The following is a 16518-nucleotide window of genomic DNA, read 5'->3' as shown; positions in this document are numbered from 1 at the left end:
GTTCAGGCGAACAGGCGCTCCAGGACGACCGCTATGCCGTCGTCCTCGTTCGACAGGGTCACCTCGTCCGCGGCGGCGATGAGTTCCGGATGGGCGTTGGCCATGGCCACCCCGTGTCCGGCGCGACGGAACATCGGCAGGTCATTGGGCATGTCGCCGAACGCGACCAGCCGCGCCGGTTCATGGCCCAACACCTCGGCGGCCAGGGCGATTCCGGTGCCCTTGTCCACACCGTACGGCGCGAGTTCCACTGTTCCGGGCCCCGCCATCGTGACGGTGGCCAGGTCGCCCACGACGGAACGGGCCACGGCCGCCAGCGTGTCGTCCGAGAGCTCCGGGTGACGTATGAGGACTTTGATGACCGGCCTGGCCCAGAGTTCCGGCCGCGGCCCGACCCGCAGGACGGGCAGTGCTGGGTGAGGCATCAGATACCCCGGCTCGGCCAGCGTCCGGCCGTCGGGCCCGTCCTGATCCACTGCGGCGAAGACCGGCCCTGTCTCCGCCTCGATCTTGCCGAGCGCCGTTTCGGCCAGTTCGCGGTCCAGTGTCACGGAGCTCAGCATCCGGGCCGACCCGGCGTCGTACAGCTGCGTCCCCTGCCCGCAGACGACAGGACCGCGGTAATCCAGAGTCCCGAGCAGCTCCAGTACGCCGGGGAGGGAACGCCCGGTGACGATCAGATGTCTGGCCCCGGCGGCTGCGGCCAGGGCCAGGGCGGCACGGGAACGGGGGCTCACGGTGTCACCGCGGCGCAGCAGGGTGCCGTCCAGATCGGTGGCGACGATGTCGAATGCGGGTGTGGTGGGCATGGCGTCAGCCTAGGGAGATCCTTTTCGCCAGGACCACGCGGTACGGGAACTCGCACGGGTACCGGTACCGGGCGCGTGACGGCGCTCAGCCGGCCGTCCAGTCGGCGTTCGCGCCGCACAGCACCACGCACGGCAGCTCTCCGGGCACTCGGCCCGCCAGCCACGCGGCGAAGGGCGCCGCAGCCGCGGGCTCCACGGCGATACGGCACTCCTCCCACAGGCGGGCACGGGCACGCAGGATCTCCGCGTCGCTGACGAGTACCGACTCCACGCCGTACTGAGCCACGATGCCGAACGCCACCGCACCGATCTGCGAAGCACCCAGCGCGGACGAAGCGACCGAGTCCACCGGGGAGTTCACCGGCTTCCCCGCCGCGAGCGCGTCGTGCAGGGAGCGGCAGCCCTCCGGTTCGACCGCCGCCACCTGACGGCCGCCCGCGGCGAGCGCCGTACCGGCGGTGAGCCCACCGCCGCCCGCCGCGACGGCGAAAGCGTCCGTCCCGGGAATGTCGGCCACCACTTCGGCCGCCAGCGTTCCCTGCCCCGCGACGACCGCCGGATCGTCGTACGGGTGGAGGAAGCGGTAGCCGGGCTGTGTGGCGACTTTCTGTGCTGCCGATGCGGCCTCGGCGAAGGTGGCGCCGTGCCGTACGAGCCGCGCGTCGGCCTCCTCGATGCGCCGGGCCTTCGCCTCGGGGGCCGTCTCGGGGAGATACACGGTCGCCGGGAGGCCGAGGAGTGCGGCTGCGGTGGCGACCGCGAGGCCGTGATTGCCACCGGAAGCGGCGACGACGTGGTCGTCCGATGCCGAGTCCAGCATGGCGTTGACGGCCCCGCGCAGTTTGAACGAACCGCTGTGCTGCAGGTATTCCAGCTTCAGGATGACGCGGCGTCCGTCGATCTCCAGGTCCAGCACCGGCGTACGGCGGACATGGGGGCGGATTCGGTCCGCGGCGGCGGCGACATCGGCGGCAGAGAGCGTCTGGATCTGGTTCATGCCCCCATCCTCACCAGGCCGGGCCGTCAGTACCAAACAGGGGTGCAGCGCCGTGGACGGTGCGGCAGCCGGGTCCCACCGGTCCGGGGGGACCCGGCTGCTCGAACTCTGTTGTGCAGGAGAGGCCGGTTCAGCCCGCAGTGGTCAGCCGCCCAGGATGTCCGCGAAGGCCAGCTGCCCCTGTGACACACCGCTGCAGGTGGGCGACGCGGCCGTGGTGACCGAACCGCAGGACTGGTCCCGGTTGACCGACCAGTACGACAGCCGCCCCACGCCGTTGCCGGCTGCCCAGCTCTTCACCGTCGAGGCGTCGGCCGTCGAGAAGACCGAGCCGTCGTCGTTCACGCCGATCATGGGCGTGATCCCGAGATTGGCGTACGTGTAGCTGGAGTCGACCGACTGCATCTGGGCGAGGGTGGCCTTCCCCGCGCTGATCGCGGCCTGTCCCATGTCCTGCGAGCCCTGGTAGTAATCCATCGTCATGATGTTCACGACGTCGATCTTGACGCCCGCGTCCTTGGCGGCCTTGAGGATGTTGACGCCGTCGGCTGTGAGGCCGTTGGGCAGGACGGGCAGTGTGACCGAGAACGTCAGTCCGGGGTTCGCCGCCTTGAGCGTCTTCATCGCGCTCATGTTGCGTGCCGCAGCGGCGGTGTCCGCGATGGCGCCGCCCTCGATGTCGAAGTCGAGCGAGCTGGGCCCGTACGAGTCGATGATCTTCTGGTACCCGGCGTTGATGGCGCTCTGGTCCGTACAGCTCCAGGCGAGCGGCAGCCCCGCGGCGCCGCCCGAGGACACGATGACCGATGCGCCTTCGGACTTGGCCTTGCTGATCAGCGGGTCGGTGTACGAGTCGTTGCCGACCGGCAGCGTGTCCCCCCAGATCTGGTTGCAGCCTGAGCCGATGACGAATCCGGCGGTGAACGTCTTGACCCCGTGCTGGGTGATCGCGGTGTCCAGCAGCCCTTCCTGGGAATTGGACATGTCGGTGTACGGCGCGAAGCTGCCGGCTGCCCTGGGGCTCACCGGTGTCGCCGAAGCGGGGCCGGCGGTCAGGGCGGCTCCGGCTACGGCCAGCCCGGCCGCCGCGACAACGGCCGCGGTCCGGGAGGCGGAGGTCGTTCGACGGGACGAGGTGGGGGGACGTCGACGCATGGCCGGTCCTTTCGATGACAGTGGGGGGCGTCATCAAGGTGCAGTCGGCCGGAGATGCAAGGGGTCGGCCGGGCGACAACTTGACGGCGTGCAGACATGAGATTGGACTAGACCAAGAGGGCTGTCAAGGCTGTACTCCGAAGTCACAGGCAGGCGTGGGTGGATGGGGGTGGGGCCTGGGTTCCGTGCTTCAACTGCACGCGCCGACCGGGGCCTTGGGGCCCGTGCGGGGGAGCTGCCGACATCTGCCGGGCAGGCCTCGGGGGTGGGGTCTCGGGTGCGGAGCCTCGGAGGTAGGGGCCGGTGTCGGCGGATGTCGGCCCCGGCCGCCGATCGCGGTCGCTACAGGCTCGACGGGCGGCCCGGCTCGACTTGTCGCGGGCGGTGCTATTCCGTGCCCGCGGGTTGGCGAATGTCACACGCCGACATAGCTACTCAAATTCGGACAATTCGCCCAGTGTGTCCGAGGTGCGCGCCGAGGGTGCCTCTACGGTGGTTCTGACTCCAGGAACGGGAATCCGAGCCGGCCCGCACGGTGGGCCGGCCCCCGTCCGGCGACTTTCTCTGCACGCCACACCCCGGTCCGGGCTGTCCGCCGCAGGTCGGCCCGCCGGGCGGAACTCCACCGAAGCAGCGGTAGACCGGCCTTCCGGCCCGGTCGTGCGAGGTCGGACGAGACGGACTTCGACCCACCGCGGGAACAGGACGTACCTTCATGCACCGCTCACGCATACCGGCCTGCGCGCGCCGCGGACTCGCCGCTTCCGTGGCAGCCGGAGCGCTGCTCACCCCGCTCGCCGGGGCGACCGCGGCCTCGGCGGCCACCGACGGCGCGCCGACGGAAACGACCGACTCGGCGAGCGCCACCGTGGGTGGCTCGAAGGTCGTCTGCACCTCGAAGAAGCCCGGCCTGGCACCGGAGCTGTCGCACGACATCGCCGGCGCGCTCAAGGGACGCAAGGACGCGTCGGCGCTGGCCGTCTATGACCGCACGACCAAGACCAGCTGCGAGTTCAAGGCCACTGCGCATTTTGACTCGGCGAGTGTGGTGAAGGTCACGGTGCTGGGAACGCTGCTGCGCGAGGCCGAGGAGTCGCACCGCAAGCTGACCGCGCGCGAGGTGAAACTGACCACGGCCATGATCACGAAGTCCGACAACGACGCCACGTCCGCTCTCTGGAATCAGCTCGGAGTGACCCGCGTCAAGCACTTCCTCGATCTCGCGAAGATGCGGCACACCGTCCCGGGCGCCGATGGAACGTGGGGCCTCACCCAGATCACCGCATCCGACGAGCTCACGCTCATGAAGCTCCTCACGACCAAGAACTCCGTGCTGAACCAGACCTCACGCGGCTACGCTCTGGGTCTGATGGCCAAGGTCGAGGCCGACCAGAAGTGGGGTGTGCCCGCGGGCTCACCGGCCACCGCCACGACGCACGTCAAGAACGGCTGGCTGTCCCGTGCGACCGGCGGATGGCGGGTGCACAGCGTCGGCTTCTTCACCGGGCACGGCCACGACTACGGCATGACCGTTCTCACCAGTGGAAACCGGACGATGGACTACGGCATCGACACCATCGAGGGCGCTTCCCGTGTCATCCACCGCGATCTGAACAGCAAGGTCCGGGCGGCAGCGAGCCACTGAGTACCCCTGCCGCTGTCTTCTCGCCCCTCGGCCGGCAAGTCCGCGTTCACCCTCTCAGGCCCGGTCGGGCGACTCCGGCTCGACGAGCACGCAGCGCGTGCCGCTGTAGATGGTCGGCATACAGCGGTTGCAGTGCACACACAGCGACGTGGTGCTCGCCCCGGCGGCATACCGGTTGACCAGGTCCGGCTCCCGCAGCAGCGCCCGCCCCATCGCCACGAAGTCGAAGCCCTCGGTCATGGCCTGCTCGGCGGTCGCGAGGTCGGCGATCCCGCCGAGCAGGATCAGCGGCAGCTCCAGGGCGGCGCGGAACTGCCGCGCCGAATCCAGCAGATAGGCCTCCCGGTAGGCGTAGTCGATGAGGAACCGCTTGCCGAGCAGCCCGACGCCGAGCCGCTGCGGCTGCGGAAAGGCGGCGGCGAACTGCGGGACCGGGGCCGCGCCGCGGAAGAGGTACATGGGGTTGAGCAGCGAGCTGCCCGCGGTCAGCTCCAGCGCGTCCACCGAGCCGTCATCCTGCAGCCACCTGGCGACCTGGAGGCTTTCGTCGAGCCAACTGCCTCCGGGTACGCCGTCGTCCATGTTGAGCTTGGCGGTCACCGCCAAACGGTCGCCGACCGCCTCGCGCACCGCGCCGGCGATGCCGCGCGCCACCTCGGCGCGGTTGGCGAGGCTGCCGCCGTACCGGTCCGTGCGCCGGTTGAGCCGAGGACTGAGGAACGCACTGGCGAAGTAGTTGTGCCCGAGGTGGATCTCCACGGCGTCGAAGCCCGAGTCGGCGGCGAACTTCGCCGCCTCTCCGTGGGCCCGGATGATCCGGGTGATGTCCGCCGGGGTCGCGGCCCGGGTCCATCTCATGCTGAGCGGGTTGAACCGGCGGGTGGGGGCGAGCGCGGGACTCCGGTTGGAGGATCCATCGGCGACGGGCCCGGCATGGCCGATCTGGGCCGAGACCGCGGCGCCCTCCGCGTGCACCGCCTCGGTCAGGCGGCGCAGCCCCGGGACCGCCTCGGGGCGCAGCCAGATCTGCCTGCGCTCGGTGCGGCCCTCCGGAGCGACCGCCAGGTACGCCACGGTGGTCATGCCCACACCGCCGGCCGCGGGAGCGCGGTGATACTCGATGAGCCGGTCCGTGACCAGTGCGTCGGGCGTGGCGCCCTCGAACGTCGCCGCCTTGATGATCCGGTTGCGCAGGGACAGCGGACCGAGCCGCGCCGGTCCGAGCACCTGCGGGATGTTGTGGAGAGCCGGCGAGGCCATCGGTCATCCTCTCTGAGCGTCATGGTGAGAGGCGAGGCTAAGGCCTCAGGGCCGAATTGTTAACGAGCGTGCGTTAATTTCTGCGGAACGAGCGGCCGCCGCTACGGTGTTCGCTGCCGAGCCCCGTGTGTGCTCAGGGCGCGCGAGAGTCGCTGTGGCGCCTGTGCAGGGCGGGCCCGATGGTGGCGAAGGCCACGCACAGCCCGGCTCCGGCGATGATCTGGGCGCTCTGGGGAGGGATCCAGCACTGGAGCAGGTATTCGAGGGCGAGTGCCGAGGCGATCAGCAGCAGCCTGGCGAGGAACAGATCGCGCACCGGGAGCCTGCCCAGAACGCTGTCTCCTCGCCGGTGCCGCACGCGCCACCGGCGCACCAACTGCACGGCGCTCATGGCGGCCGGCATGATGGCCAGCAACTGCAGGGCGTGCTGCCATGCCGGACCGCTCTCCGAGGCCCAGCGCCAGCCGAAGTACAGGCCGGCGCCCCAGAAGGCGGCGTGGACAAGGCGGTGCCGGGGCGGGGCCGGGCTCCGTTCCGTCGACACGTCTGCCTCCGGCACGGTCACTGGGGGCGGTCCCCGAGGATGGTCACGCGCTCCATGATGCGGGTATGGGGGTAGTAGTCGCCGCTGGCGTAGTGCTGGGTGGCACGGTTGTCCCAGAAGGCGACGGTGTCGGCACGCCAGCGCAGGCGGCACTGGTACTCGGGGTGGCGGGCCTGGTCGTACAGGAACTCCAGGAGTTCGCGGCCCTCCTGCCCGGACAGTCCCTCGATGTGCTGGGTGAAGATCCGGTTGACGTAGATGAGCTTGCGGCCGCTCTCCGGAAGCGTGCGGACCACGGGGTGCGTCACCGCCGGGTACTTCTGCTGCATGCGCGCGAGGTCGTCGGGGCCGAGCCGACGGCCGAAACTTCGGGTGAAGTCATGGACTGCGCACAGGCCTTCCAGCCTCGTCCTCACATCTTCGGGCAGCCCGTCATAGGCGGCGGCCATGTCGGCCCACAGTGTGTCGCCGCCCACGTCGGGCACGTGCACGGCGCGCAGGATGGAGCCCATCGGCGGCGTGGTCTCGAAGGAGGCGTCGGAATGCCAGACGTTCTCCACGGCCGGAGAGTCGGCGCCCCGGGAGAGCCGGACCACCTCGGGCAGATCGGCCTTGGGCAGGAACGGATGGACCTCCGGGGTACCCCACCAGCGGGCCAGATCACGGTGCTGAATCGGCGTCAGGCGCTGGTCGCGGAAGAACAGCACCTTCCACTCCAGCAGCGCGCGGTGCAGCTCCTGGTGCAGCTCATGGGTGAGCGGCCGGGCCAGGTCCACGCCGGAGATCTCGGCGCCGATGGCCGGGCTGCACGGAGCGAGGCCGAACAACTCGTAGGGCAGACCGGGGGTGAACTTCCCGGTGGGGGTCAACTCGCGTACAGGCACGGCGGATACGCCGTTGTCGAATACCGGGCGGTCACCACGGCGTGCGGTATCGGTGAGGGATGTGCTCATGACTGGGCCTCCTGGGGACTTCAGGGCCGGGTCGGGGCGGGATGTGTGCGGGAACGCCGGTTCAGCTGGCGCGTACCGCGGTGCCGGCCCCGCCCTCGGCGAGCGCCAGGGTCGACGGCCGGCACGGCGCGGTGAGGACGGCTGCTCCGGTGTCGATCAGACCGGAGATGAACAGCTTCGCGGGGCCGAGCTCGCGCAGCCCGTCGGAATGCAGCCGGGCCTCGCGGTCGGCGAGCGAGTGAGTGAGGAAGCCGGTGAAGTGCCACCATCGCTGCAGGTCGAGCGGTGCGGGCAGGCCCTCGCCGGCCAGCACCTTGCGGGCACGCTCGTGCAGCCGCATCAGACCGTTCGTCCCCGGCCGCGCCTCCAGGTCGCTCAGCGTGAGGGTGGCGACATCGGGATGGAGGGTGTAGGTGGCCTGCACGCAGAACCGCAGGTACCAGCTGCCGCCCGGCGCGGCCTCCAGCAACTCGGCCAGCGGCAGGACGAACGCCTCAGCGATCGCGTACGGATCGCTGCCCCGCCCCTCCCGGTCGAAGCCGTCGATGAGCGCGGTCCTGCGCACATCGATCGGGACCTGCCGGTGCTCGAAGACCGCGTCGACCAGGCCCTGTTTGGAGCCGAAGTGGTACTGGACCGCGTTGTCGTTGCGCTGGCCCGCATCCGCGGCGATCTTCCGCATCGAGACCGCGTTGATGCCGTGCTCCGCGAAGAGGCGCTCGGCGGTCGCAATCAGATGGAGCCGGGTCGACGCGCTCTGACTATCCATAAGATGGAATCTAACGCAGCTGCGTTAACAATTCAATGAACAGGGTGCCGCCTCTCCGGGCGGGTGTTCTCCGGCTCGCGGCAGCGAATCGCTCGCCACCTCGAACGAAGGCCGTGCGCGTCCATCACCGCGTCTCAGCTTGAAGAAGCGACCGGGCGGAGGCGTACCGGGAGCGCCTGGTGGCCGTTGCTGATCAGTGAGGCAACTGGCTTCAAGTCCCCTGCTGGTACGGCGAGTTCGACATCGGGGAACCGCTCGAACAACTGCTGGAGCGCGGTCGCGACCTCAAGGCGGGCCAGTGGTGCGCCGAGGCAGAAGTGGACGCCGTGGCCGAAGGCGAGATGCTCCGGTGCGATGCGGGTGACATCGAAGGTGTCGGCGTCCTCGCCGTGCCATGCGGGATGGCGGTTGGCTGCCGCGTACGAGGCGAGGATCGCTTCGCCCCGGCCGATCGTCCGGCCGTCGGGCAGGGTGATGTCGCGTACGGCGTAACGCAGCGGCAGATGCTTGACCGCGGGTTCCATGCGCAGTGTCTCTTCGACGACGTCGGGCCAGGAGGCCTTCCCGCAGCGGACGTGGGCGAGTTGGGCGGGATCGGTCAGCAGGGCGGTGATGGCCTGGTCGATCAGGTTGACGGTCGTCTCGTAGCCGGCGCTGATCATCAGCAGCAGTGTGTCGCGGAGTTCCCGTTCGGTGAGCGCCGACCCGTCGCCCTCGTCGTCCCGTGCGGCAATGAGCAGAGACGTCATGTCGTCGGCCGGCCGGGTCCGCTTCGCGGCGACGAGGTCGTCCAGAACCTCGTAGAGCAGGCCTGTGTTGGCGGTGGCCTGCTCCACCGAGAGGGTTGTGTCGAAGACACCGTTGACAACTGCCCGGAACTCTTCGCTCCGGTCACTGGGCAGCCCCATCAGATGGCTGATGACACGGATGGGCAGCGGGTGTGCGAGACGCGTGCGGAGGTCGACCGGTTCCCCGGCCTCCGCTTCTTCCCGTTCTTCCAAGGCGTCGATCAGCTCGGATGTGAGGGCCTCGATGCGGTGCTTCAGTGCGGTGATCCGCCGGGCGCTGAAGGCGGGGGCGACCAGCCGCCGCAGTCTGCGGTGCTCGCTGCCGTAGGCGGTGAACATGTTCTCGACGGCGATCCACAGGGCGAGTGGCCATGTCTGTACGACTCCGGGGAACGCGGGCCAGTGCTGCCGCGCGTCCTTGGAGACGTCAGGGCTGGTCAGTAACCTCTTCAGCAGTGCGGGGTCGGTAACGGCCCACGCCGTGACGCCGAGGATGTCGACGCGGGCGGCGGCGCCCTGCGCGCGTAGCTCCCGGTGTTCGGCGTGGGATGCGGCTCCGGTGGGGTCGAGCACGATGGGCCCGGAGGTGATGGGCCCGAAGGTGATGGGCTCGGGGGCGGCGGGCTCGGGGTTGACCACGGTGGAGTTCTCCATCTCGAATCCGGACATGGTCCGCGAAGCGAAGGCCATGGGGCTGGGGGAGGGGCAGGATCCTGTGCGGAGCGGATCGGTCGCCGCTGTCTCCGGTTGTCTCCGGTGCGGAAGCCGCCGGATGGCGCCCTGGGGAAACGCGCGGGGTCGGCGGCTGCTGGAGCTTGCCCTACCCAGGCGGCGACGCGTCAATACCCAAGTGTCCGCACCTGTCGATGTGTTCAGGGGGCCGCGCGCTCCCAGGTCACTCCCGTATCACTCCCTTCCATGATCACTCCTTGGAGTGACGGATGCATCACGCTGTGTGCGTCTGGGCAGATCGGGATCGCACGCACACACCGTCATGAAGGGAACTCGAAGTCCATATGAACGCTCAGCCCCGTCCGCGCCGCACCTTCCGCCGCATCTTCACCGCCGCACTCGGCGCGGCGGCCCTCACGCTCACCTTCTCCGGCTCCGCCCAGGCTGCGGAGGGCGACTTCACCTACGTATTCCATGACCCGAGCGGCGCCCCGCACCTCGGGCACCTGACCGATCCGCCGAGCCGGGAGTGCATCACGCTCCCTCAGGTGGCGGACGAGTGGCTCACGCCCTCCGCCCACAGTCCGCGCAACTTCACCGATGCCACGGCCACCGTCTTCACCGGCGCCGACTGCCGGGGCGACCACTTCTCCCTCCGGCCCCACGGAGGGCACGCCTCGGAGCGGCTGAAGCTGCGCTCAGTTGTCTTCTCCTGATCCCTGGCCCTGATCCTGGCCTGATCTCTGATCCGCTGGATTCGGTGAGCTGCTGAGCCGCCGATCCGCGCGCTCGGCTCCTCGGGCCCGAGGAGCCGAGCGCCGGAGGCCGGGGTCGTTCCCACGCCCGGGATGGAATCCCTGCCGTCTTAGGTATGGTGGCGGTGATACCTGCAGCGGCAGGTCGGGCTACGCGGTACGAAGCAATCCGTATCCGAGGGTGAGGGATCATGGCGGACGAGCTGGGGCATCCGAGCCTTGAGGAAATGGACCTGGGTAAGGTCCTGACGGCCCTTTCCGATCCGCTGCGCCGCCGCGTCGTGACGGAGCTGATCGTCGAGCCGGGGGATGCGGAGCGCACCTGCGCATCCTTCAACCTGCCGGTCTCGAAGTCGACTTGTACCCATCACTTCCGGGTGCTGCGCGAGTCTGGGCTGGTCACGGATATGGACTACGGCAACCGCCGCGGGGTGCGACTCAGGCGGCTGGAGGTCGAGCAGCGGTTCCCCGGCCTGCTGGAGTTGCTCGCCCAGAATACCGGGACCGCCCGTCCGCAGGCGTAACACCCCGGCGCCCTGCCCGACCCGGAACGCATCCCGTCGCCCGGGTCGTGTCCGAGCCCCCGAGTTCAGCGGCCGATACTCTTCGGCGTGCGGCGGCGCAGCCACTCCGAGGGCTTGCGGTATGGGGGCCGGGCGGTGATGTCGCCACCGCGGGACCGCCCGGACAGCTGCACACGAAGGGTGACGGGAGCGTCCGGGCCTGATGCCGGCCGGATCTTCACGTCGCCGCTGCTGCGCTCCAGGTCGTCAATGTCGACCACGATGCCCGGCCGGGTCACCAGGGTCAGGTTTCCCCCGATGCGCAGATCGACATCGATGTGCAGGGTGCTGTGGGTGATCACCGCGTCGGTGAAGTCCAGCTTCGCATCGCCGAACATCAGCCGGATCTCCATGCGGCGCGGAACCAGCCAGCGGCCGGTGCGGGTGACATCGCCGAAACGCTGGTCGATGCGGACCAGTTCCCTGGCTTGTGGGGGCATTCCTTCCGAGGGCAGATCGGCGGTCAGCTCGGCCAGTTGGTCCAGGGTGCGGGCGGAGAGTGCGGCGTCCAGGCGCTCGTCCAGCTCGGCCGCGGTGAGCCGGCCGTCGCCCGCGGCCACCTGCAGAATTTCGACGACCTGGTCCCGCTCGCGGTCGGACGCCCGCAGTGCGGGCGTCGTGCCGTTCCCGGAAGAGTCGTCAGCTGGCCTCTGTTCACCCGTCATGCCCGCATTCTGGTCGACGGCCCAGGGTCCCGCAACACTGGGTGATGGCGGTCGATGGTGAGTGATTCCCGGGGAGTTACGGGACAATCTTCCGCTTGCGGAATTCCTCGAAGATGCTGATGAACATCTGCTCGGTCTCGACGTACTCGTGGAAGCCTGCCCGCCGTGACTTCGATGTGTCGGCGAACATGTCGTAGTCGAGTCCGAACACGAAGTCGCCGAAGTTCCAGCAGGAGACTTCCTCGTATGAGTGCGCGAGACCGTACCGGGCCGACATCTCGTTCCACAGGGCCTCTTTGTCCGCCATGACGGTGGTGAGAGACATCTGCAGAGGCGGGGCGACATCCATCTCGAAGTACGCGGCGATCCTGGGCCACATCTCCTCCCACCGGAACAGATCGCCGTTGGCGATGTTGAAGGCCTGTCCCTCTCCGTTCGCGTCGGTCGCCGCCCAGACTGTCGCCTTCGCGAGCAGGCCGGCGTCCGTCATCTCGAAGAGGCTGGTGTAGGCGCCGGGCTTGCCCGGGAAGCGCAGGGGCAGGCCGAGCTCCTTCGAGATGGACGCGTACACGGCGATGACCAGGGCCAGATTCATCGGGTTGCCGAGAGCGGCGCCGCCCACCATCGAAGGGCGGATCGCCGACCACGTCCACGGCTTGCCCTGGCTCCGGCGTTCCAGGAAGGACTGCTGGTCCACGTTGAACTCCGGCGGCATGTGTCCCGCGTCGCTCTCCCGTGCCGGGGTCTTGAACGGGCCGAGGTGCGCGCCGTAGACCTTGTAGCCCTGCATCAGGCTGATGTGCCGCAGACCGGACGCCACCGGCTCGATGGCGTCAACGGAATTCACCAGCATGGCGAGGTTCGGGGGTACGAGCTCCGCCCAGGTCGGCCGGTCCTGGAACGCCGCGTAGAAGATGTGCGTCACTTCGGTCAGCCCGCCGAGCTTCTGGCGGGCGTCATCGGCGTCCAGCAGATCCACGGCGATGTAGCGCACTCGGCCCGTGTCCGTGCCTCCGCGCCGGGAAACCCCGATGATCTCCCAGTCGTTGAGATCGCGGAGGTGCTGGATGGTGTCGCGGCCGACAACTCCGTTCGCCCCGACGACCAGGGCGACTTTGCGTTCCGGATTCATGACGCGGCTCCTGAAGTTGACCGTGCGCAGTGGATTGGTACGACTGTCTTCGTACCTATGGAGTGAATCACGTCGCAAGGTATGGCGCAAGGCGTACCTGCGGGTCTGTGCCGAGTGAGGTCGGTGCCGTTCGAAGGCCCTTGCCCGCACTGCGAGCGGCTGTGCCCCGGACGGCGATCGGGACCTGAACCGCCGTCGGCTGTTCTAGAGTTCCCAGGTCAGTCCCCGTCACTTGATGACCTGAGAAGGAAGCATGGATTATGCCGACTGAGACGTTCGAGTTTCAGGTGGAAGCGCGTCAGCTTCTCCAGATGATGATCCACTCGATCTACTCGAACAAAGACGTGTTCCTGCGCGAACTGGTCTCCAACGCCTCCGACGCGCTCGACAAACTTCGTATCGAAGCCCTCCGCGACGACTCTCTCGGTGCGGACGTGTCCGATCTCCACATCGCCATAGAGCCGGACGAGAAGGCCCGTACGCTCACCGTGCGCGACAACGGCATCGGTATGTCGCACGACGAAGTGGTCCAGCTCATCGGCACGATCGCCAACTCGGGCACGGCCAAGTTCTTGCAGGAGCTCAAGGAGAAGGAAGCGGAGGGCGCCGCCGCTGCCGACGGACTGATCGGTCAGTTCGGAGTCGGGTTCTACTCCAGTTTCATGGTGGCCGACGAGGTCACCCTGCTGACCCGCCGTGCGGGCGAGAGCCACGGCACCCGCTGGGTGTCGACCGGCGCGGGTACGTACACCATCGAAACCGTCGAAGGCGCTCCCCAGGGCACCGCGGTCACACTCCGACTCAAGCCGGAGGACTCCGAGGACCGGCTGTACGACTACGCCTCCCCGTGGAAGATCCGGGAGATCGTCAAGCGCTACTCGGACTTCATCACCTGGCCCGTCAGGCTCGTCTCCGATTCCGCGGCCGCCGACGCGAGCGGCACGGAAGGGGAGACGGAGACAGGGGCTGAGGGGGCCGATGGCGAGGCCACCCCCGCCGAGCCCGAGACCCTGAACTCGATGAAGGCCCTCTGGGCGCGGTCGCGCGACGAGGTCACGGACGACGAGTACCACGAGCTGTACAAGCACATCAGCCACGACTGGAACAGCCCCCTCGAAACCATCAGGCTGCAGGCGGAGGGCACTTTCGAGTACCAGGCGCTGCTGTTCATCCCCGCCCACGCACCGCAGGACCTGTTCACGCAGGGCTACCAGCGCGGAATCCAGCTGTACGTGAAGCGCGTCTTCATCATGGACGACTGCGAAGCACTGATGCCGCCGTATCTGCGCTTCGTCAAGGGTGTCGTCGACGCGCAGGACCTGTCGCTCAACGTGTCGCGCGAGATCCTCCAGCAGGACCGGCAGATCCAGCTGATGCACCGCCGCCTGGCGAAGAAGGTCCTGTCGACGGTCAAGGACATGATGTCCGGCGAGCCGGAGCGCTACGCCACGTTCTGGCGGGAGTTCGGCCGCGTCCTCAAGGAAGGACTGCTGAGCGACTTCGAGAACCGCGACGCCATCCTCGGTGTCTCCTCCTTCGCCACCACCCACAGCGAGGACGAGCCGACCACCCTGCGGCAGTACGTGGAACGCATGAAGGACGGCCAGGAGCACATCTTCTACCTGACGGGCGAGTCCCGCCAGGCCATCGAGAGCTCCCCGCACATGGAGGCGTTCCGGGCCAAGGGCATCGAGGTACTCCTGCTCACCGACCCCGTCGACGAGGTGTGGGTCGAGGCGGTTCCCGAGTTCGACGGGAAGCAACTGAGGTCCGTTGCCAAGGGCGAAGTCGACCTCGGCACCGAGGAGGAGAAGAAGGAGGCCGGGACCGAACGCGAGAAGCAGCAGCAGGAGTTCGAGGCCCTGCTGACCTGGATGACGGACCGGCTGAGCGAGAACGTCAAGGAGGTGCGCCTCTCCTCGCGACTCACCGTCTCGCCGGCCTGCATCGTCTCGGACACGCATGATGTGACGCCGGCTCTGGAGAACATGTACCGCGCCATGGGCCAGGAGGTTCCGCACGTCAAGCGCATCCTCGAACTCAACCCGGGGCACCCGCTGGTGACCGGATTGAACAAGGCGTACGCGGAAGGGACGGACGACAGTGCCCGCAGCAGCCTCGAAGAGGCCGCGGAGCTTCTGCACGGCATGGCGCTGCTGGCCGAGGGCGGCGAGCTGAGCGATCCGTCGCGCTTCGTCAAGCTGCTGGCCGACCGCCTGGAGCGCACTCTGTAGCCGCGCGGCTCGGGTCCCGGGAGCGTCCCGCCGCACTGGGCGGGACGCTCCCGTCTTCCGGGAATGCGCGGTCGGACTGGCCGACCGCGTTTGACCTGAGCAGACTGGGCCGGCTTGGACCGACTTGGACTGGCCGGGGCCGACCTGGGCCGGCCTGGGCGCTCGTCGGTGCTTCCTGTCAGCGCATCGGCACCTGGTGCGTCAGCCAGCGGAAAACCTCCGGAACCTGTTGCCTCCAGACCACGGTGGCGTGCCCGCCCGCATCGGCGGGCAGTCTCACGGCCTGGACGGTCGTCGGGCGTCTGGCCGCCTGCCTGAGGGCCACCGCACCCTGGTAGCCGTCACCGGACGCACCGGAGACGAACAGCGCCACCCTGGGCGGAACCCGGTCGTGCCGGAGGATTTTCCACGGGTTGTTCCGGTTACGCAGCTGAAGTGTCCGAGCGGTGAGCGAGGCAGGTTCGCCGACCGGGTCGTTGTAGCCGGACAGACCGATCGCGGCACGGTAGCGGTCCGGGTGCCGGACAGCCAGTTCGACCGCGCAGTGCGCGCCGGCCGAGTAGCCCGCGACGGCCCAGCCGGCCGGCCGGCGCTCGGCCCGGAAGTTGTCCGTCACCATCTTGTGTACGTCAACACTGAGCCAGGTGTCGGCGTTGACCTTGCCGGGGATGTTGGCGCAGCCGGTGTCGACGTTGCCCAGCAGCGTCGTCCGGGGCGCGACGATGATGTACGGGGCCACGTCACCGCGCTGCATCATCGGTGCGAGCTGCGTGTTGACGTGCAGGCTCCCGAACCAGGCCCGTGCGGAACCGGGGTAGCCGGGGAGCACTTCGACCACCGGGAAGTTCCGGTGCCGGTAGGCCGGTTGACCGTACTGCGGCGGCAGCCAGACGTAGACCTCGCCCTCAACACCGGAGATCCGGCCCTTGAGCTGGGTCACCTGCACTCCGGGGCCCATCCGGGGGTCGCCGGCCGGGTGGAACTTCTGCTTGATCCGTGGCTCGCTCCTGACTGACTTGCCGCCGGTTCCGTCCGGGCCGAGATCGGCGGCGGCATGCACGTGGTTGCCGGTGCCGAGGAGGTCGGCCCAGTTGTCGTAGAGGCCGTTGGAGTTGTTGACGATCACGAACACCAGGAGCACCCCGGTGGCCTGGACGACGACCAGCATGGCCAGTCGCGCGGTGTGCCGCACCGCGCCGGGACCGCGGATCCGCCCCCAGAACAGCAGCGGAAACGCGAGTGCCGCCGCCACCAGCACGATCGACGTCAGGAAGAAGGGTGTCCCCGTAAGGCTCATCAGATTCTCGTCTCCGGATAACGAGGAGCCGCAGGGGCATTGCTGCCCGCCCCGGGCCCCGGTCCGGTGAGGGAGATGGCCGAGGGCGCGCCGGGGTTCCCGAACCGCGTGGATCGCGGGACAGGTCACATCCGTATCCCCGTGCCGGATGCGCGCGTATCCGGCTGCGGTGTTCCGCTCGCCGGTTCGTCGACGACCAACTCCCCACTGCCTTTCGTGACTGCCTTTCGTGCCGGGCCGCCGCGGGCTAATGTGCGGGTACCGAGACCGACGAGGAGCC

The 16518-nt window shown here is 68.7% G+C and carries 15 protein-coding genes; 4 read left to right on the top strand and 11 right to left on the bottom strand.

Features of this window, described 5'->3' with window-relative positions; genetic code table 11:
- Positions 1-2: 2 nt before the first annotated feature.
- The 3 genes from OG385_RS33480 to OG385_RS33470 all read right to left on the bottom strand — a co-directional run bounded on the left by OG385_RS33480 (position 3) and on the right by OG385_RS33470 (position 2961).
- The gene (locus tag OG385_RS33480; protein ID WP_266861483.1) at positions 3-809 is read right to left on the bottom strand and encodes an HAD family hydrolase; all 807 of its coding nucleotides are present in this window, start codon (positions 807-809) and stop codon (positions 3-5) included.
- A gap of 85 nt (positions 810-894) precedes the next feature.
- Positions 895-1806, bottom strand: coding sequence for a serine/threonine dehydratase (locus OG385_RS33475; protein ID WP_266861482.1), 912 nt, complete (start codon positions 1804-1806; stop codon positions 895-897).
- 144 nt (positions 1807-1950) lie between these two features.
- Positions 1951-2961 carry a chitinase gene (locus OG385_RS33470; RefSeq protein WP_266861480.1) on the bottom strand — a complete coding sequence of 337 codons (1011 nt, stop codon included), beginning with the start codon at positions 2959-2961 and terminating at the stop codon, positions 1951-1953.
- A gap of 715 nt (positions 2962-3676) precedes the next feature.
- On the opposite strand from OG385_RS33470, the gene OG385_RS33465 reads away from it, so the two are divergent.
- On the top strand, positions 3677-4606 hold the full coding sequence (locus tag OG385_RS33465) for a serine hydrolase (protein WP_266861478.1): 930 nt from the start codon (positions 3677-3679) through the stop codon (positions 4604-4606).
- 54 nt (positions 4607-4660) lie between these two features.
- Here OG385_RS33465 and OG385_RS33460 read toward each other — a convergent pair whose 3' ends face one another.
- From OG385_RS33460 to OG385_RS33440, 5 genes are all read right to left on the bottom strand, one after another.
- Entirely contained in the window at positions 4661-5866 is a 1206-nt protein-coding gene (locus tag OG385_RS33460) for an NADH:flavin oxidoreductase (protein WP_266861476.1), read from the bottom strand.
- A 133-nt stretch (positions 5867-5999) separates the two neighbouring features.
- Complete coding sequence (locus tag OG385_RS33455; protein WP_266861463.1) at positions 6000-6410, bottom strand: hypothetical protein; 411 nt, start codon at positions 6408-6410, stop codon at positions 6000-6002.
- A gap of 17 nt (positions 6411-6427) precedes the next feature.
- Positions 6428-7363, bottom strand: coding sequence for a TauD/TfdA family dioxygenase (locus tag OG385_RS33450; protein WP_266861461.1), 936 nt, complete (start codon positions 7361-7363; stop codon positions 6428-6430).
- Between the two features lie 61 nt (positions 7364-7424).
- On the bottom strand, positions 7425-8132 hold the full coding sequence (locus tag OG385_RS33445) for a TetR/AcrR family transcriptional regulator (protein ID WP_266861460.1): 708 nt from the start codon (positions 8130-8132) through the stop codon (positions 7425-7427).
- 134 nt (positions 8133-8266) lie between these two features.
- Positions 8267-9511 (bottom strand): cytochrome P450, encoded by a 1245-nt coding sequence (locus tag OG385_RS33440; RefSeq protein WP_266862155.1) that lies wholly within the window; start codon positions 9509-9511, stop codon positions 8267-8269.
- A 425-nt stretch (positions 9512-9936) separates the two neighbouring features.
- Between OG385_RS33440 and OG385_RS33435 the strand changes: the two genes are divergently transcribed.
- Positions 9937-10308 carry a hypothetical protein gene (locus tag OG385_RS33435; RefSeq protein WP_266861458.1) on the top strand — a complete coding sequence of 124 codons (372 nt, stop codon included), beginning with the start codon at positions 9937-9939 and terminating at the stop codon, positions 10306-10308.
- Between the two features lie 230 nt (positions 10309-10538).
- The gene (locus tag OG385_RS33430) at positions 10539-10871 is read left to right on the top strand and encodes a helix-turn-helix transcriptional regulator (protein WP_266861456.1); all 333 of its coding nucleotides are present in this window, start codon (positions 10539-10541) and stop codon (positions 10869-10871) included.
- 65 nt (positions 10872-10936) lie between these two features.
- Here OG385_RS33430 and OG385_RS33425 read toward each other — a convergent pair whose 3' ends face one another.
- Together OG385_RS33425 and OG385_RS33420 are read right to left on the bottom strand one after the other, a co-directional pair.
- Positions 10937-11575, bottom strand: a complete 639-nt coding sequence (locus tag OG385_RS33425) for a DUF1707 domain-containing protein (protein WP_266861455.1) — start codon at positions 11573-11575, stop codon at positions 10937-10939.
- Positions 11576-11651: 76 nt separating this feature from the next.
- Positions 11652-12707, bottom strand: a complete 1056-nt coding sequence (locus OG385_RS33420) for an SDR family oxidoreductase (RefSeq protein ID WP_266861454.1) — start codon at positions 12705-12707, stop codon at positions 11652-11654.
- Between the two features lie 260 nt (positions 12708-12967).
- Between OG385_RS33420 and htpG the strand changes: the two genes are divergently transcribed.
- Complete coding sequence (gene htpG, locus OG385_RS33415; RefSeq protein WP_266861452.1) at positions 12968-14941, top strand: molecular chaperone HtpG; 1974 nt, start codon at positions 12968-12970, stop codon at positions 14939-14941.
- Between the two features lie 178 nt (positions 14942-15119).
- Here htpG and OG385_RS33410 read toward each other — a convergent pair whose 3' ends face one another.
- Positions 15120-16238: an esterase family protein gene (locus tag OG385_RS33410; RefSeq protein WP_266861450.1), complete on the bottom strand. Its 1119-nt coding sequence runs from the start codon at positions 16236-16238 to the stop codon at positions 15120-15122.
- Positions 16239-16518: the final 280 nt, after the last annotated feature.

The sequence above is a fragment of the Streptomyces sp. NBC_01306 genome (assembly GCF_026340465.1).
GTDB lineage: Bacteria > Actinomycetota > Actinomycetes > Streptomycetales > Streptomycetaceae > Streptomyces.
This window is presented reverse-complemented; position numbering and strand designations above follow the sequence as displayed.

Excerpts from the sequence above, each read along its gene's own strand:
- OG385_RS33480 (WP_266861483.1), bottom strand. The coding sequence starts at position 809 with ATGCCCACCACACCCGCATTCGACATCGTCGCCACCGATCTGGACGGC.
- OG385_RS33450 (WP_266861461.1), bottom strand. The coding sequence starts at position 7,363 with ATGAGCACATCCCTCACCGATACCGCACGCCGTGGTGACCGCCCGGTA.
- OG385_RS33475 (WP_266861482.1), bottom strand. The coding sequence starts at position 1,806 with ATGAACCAGATCCAGACGCTCTCTGCCGCCGATGTCGCCGCCGCCGCG.
- OG385_RS33420 (WP_266861454.1), bottom strand. The coding sequence starts at position 12,707 with ATGAATCCGGAACGCAAAGTCGCCCTGGTCGTCGGGGCGAACGGAGTT.
- OG385_RS33425 (WP_266861455.1), bottom strand. The coding sequence starts at position 11,575 with ATGACGGGTGAACAGAGGCCAGCTGACGACTCTTCCGGGAACGGCACG.
- OG385_RS33445 (WP_266861460.1), bottom strand. The coding sequence starts at position 8,132 with ATGGATAGTCAGAGCGCGTCGACCCGGCTCCATCTGATTGCGACCGCC.
- OG385_RS33470 (WP_266861480.1), bottom strand. The coding sequence starts at position 2,961 with ATGCGTCGACGTCCCCCCACCTCGTCCCGTCGAACGACCTCCGCCTCC.
- htpG (WP_266861452.1), top strand. The coding sequence starts at position 12,968 with ATGCCGACTGAGACGTTCGAGTTTCAGGTGGAAGCGCGTCAGCTTCTC.
- OG385_RS33460 (WP_266861476.1), bottom strand. The coding sequence starts at position 5,866 with ATGGCCTCGCCGGCTCTCCACAACATCCCGCAGGTGCTCGGACCGGCG.
- OG385_RS33430 (WP_266861456.1), top strand. The coding sequence starts at position 10,539 with ATGGCGGACGAGCTGGGGCATCCGAGCCTTGAGGAAATGGACCTGGGT.
- OG385_RS33410 (WP_266861450.1), bottom strand. The coding sequence starts at position 16,238 with ATGAGCCTTACGGGGACACCCTTCTTCCTGACGTCGATCGTGCTGGTG.
- OG385_RS33435 (WP_266861458.1), top strand. The coding sequence starts at position 9,937 with ATGAACGCTCAGCCCCGTCCGCGCCGCACCTTCCGCCGCATCTTCACC.
- OG385_RS33465 (WP_266861478.1), top strand. The coding sequence starts at position 3,677 with ATGCACCGCTCACGCATACCGGCCTGCGCGCGCCGCGGACTCGCCGCT.